Annotated in this window: 2 protein-coding genes; both read left to right on the forward strand. The window is 59.8% G+C overall.

All coding sequences use genetic code 11. The features are described 5' to 3' along the window. Positions 1-83: 83 nt before the first annotated feature. Entirely contained in the window at positions 84-443 is a 360-nt protein-coding gene (gene tnpB / locus NA647_RS19535; protein WP_256059159.1) for an IS66 family insertion sequence element accessory protein TnpB, read from the forward strand. Between the two features lie 19 nt (positions 444-462). After that, positions 463-1,986 carry an IS66 family transposase gene (tnpC, locus tag NA647_RS19540; protein ID WP_256059160.1) on the forward strand — a complete coding sequence of 508 codons (1,524 nt, stop codon included), beginning with the start codon at positions 463-465 and terminating at the stop codon, positions 1,984-1,986. Positions 1,987-2,030 lie beyond the last annotated feature (44 nt).

Below are 2,030 nucleotides of genomic sequence, written 5' to 3' on the forward strand. Positions count from 1 at the left end.
CGTAAGCGCTCCATAGACCCCATCTTCAACCTAACCAACATCGCAGCGATGCTGCATTCCTGATTCTTTCAGGAGTAGCTGTGATGATGCGTCCCGATGCCAAAGTGCAGAAGGTTTACCTCTATCCCAAGCCGGTCGACTTCCGTAAATCCATCAACGGCCTGGCGGCACTGGTCGAGCTGGACATCAAAGTGGAAGTCTTCAACCCGGTGCTGTTCGTGTTTCTCAACCGCACTCGCAGCCAGGTGAAGATCCTCTACTGGGAGCGCAATGGCTTCTGTTTGTGGCTCAAGCGTCTGGAAGCCGAGCGCTTCAAGAGCAAACCGGATGCTGGCGACAAAGCCATCGAGTTAACAGTCGACGAATTGAACTGGCTGCTCGATGGCATCGACCTTTGGCGCAACCGTCCGCACCAGGTTCTGACGCCGCGTTACGTGGCCTGAGTCGGTATAATCCGGCGTCATGAAATCTGGCGCTGATACCCTTCCCGACGATCCCGTTCTGCTCAAGCAGATGCTGCTGTTGGCGCAGGGAAAAGTGGCGCAACTCCAGGAACAGAACGCTCTGCTGTTGCAGCGCCTGTTTGGTCGTAAATCCGAGCAAACCGTCGATCCTGATTCCCCTCAACTGCCCTTGCTCAACGAGGCGGAGGCGCTGCTCCACGTCGCACCAGACGCCTCTGCCGAAGAGGCTGATGAAGAAGTCGTTGTACCCACCAAGCGCCGCGGCAAGCGCAAGCCGCTGCCGGCCAATCTTCCGCGTGTCGAGGTTGTCCACGATCTGCCCGAGCACGAACTGAGATGCACCTGCGGCGCCTGCAAGCAGGTGATCGGTGAGGAAACCAGCGAACAGCTGGAGATCATCCCGATGCAGGTACGTGTCATCCGCCACATCCGCAAGACCTACGCCTGCAAAGCCTGCGAAACCGCACCGGTCACTGCCGACAAGCCAGCCCAGTTGATCGAGAAAAGCCTGGCCAGCCCCAGTGTGCTGGCGATGCTGCTGACCACCAAGTATGTCGACGGCATCCCGCTGTATCGCTTCGAGAAGATGCTCAGCCGCCACGGTGTCGACATCCCTCGCCAGACCCTGGCGCGCTGGGTGATCCAGTTCGGTGAACAGCTGCAACCTCTACTCAACCTGATGCGCGACAAGCTGTTTGAGTACCCGGTACTGCACTGCGACGAAACCCGCTTACAGGTGCTGCACGAACCGGGACGCGATCCCACTGCGCAATCGTGGATGTGGGTGCAAACCGGTGGCCCGCCTGACAAGCCGGTGATCCTCTTCGACTACTCGACCAGCCGCGCGCAGGACGTCCCGTTGCGCCTGCTCGATGGCTATCGGGGCTACCTGATGACCGACGATTACGCCGGCTACAACGCCGTGGCCGCAAAAGATGGCGTCGAGCGCTTGGCTTGCTGGGCGCATGCCCGGCGCAAGTTCGTCGACGCACAGAAGGTACAGCCCAAGGGCAAGACCGGACGTGCCGACATGGCACTGAACCTGATCAACAAACTCTACGGCATCGAGCGTGACCTGAAAGAGGCCAGTGAAACCGAGCGCTTCGAGGCACGCCAGCAACGCAGCCAGCCGATCCTCGAACAACTCAAAGCCTGGCTGGACAAAACCCAGCCGCAGGTCGCTGGGCAAACTGCTTTAGGCAAGGCGGTGAACTACTTGGCCAGCAATTGGAGCCGGCTCGTACGCTACGTCGAAGGCGGACAGTTGCCCATCGACAACAACCGCGCCGAGAACGCCATCCGCCCGTTCGTCATTGGCCGCAAGAACTGGCTTTTCAGCGACACGCCCAAAGGCGCGACGGCGAGCGCGCAGATCTACAGCCTGATCGAAACCGCCAAAGCCAACCGGCAAGAACCTTATGCCTGGCTGCGCTACGTCCTCGAACGCCTGCCAACGGCACAGCGCGTAGAAGACTACGAGGCGCTGCTGCCGTGGAACTGCTCGCCAGCCACTGCATCCTGAACGAGATGCCTCACCAACGGTAGGTGGGGTTTATGGAGCGCTTA

Origin of the sequence: Stutzerimonas stutzeri, from assembly GCF_024448985.1 — a bacterium.
Taxonomy (GTDB): domain Bacteria; phylum Pseudomonadota; class Gammaproteobacteria; order Pseudomonadales; family Pseudomonadaceae; genus Stutzerimonas; species Stutzerimonas stutzeri_AP.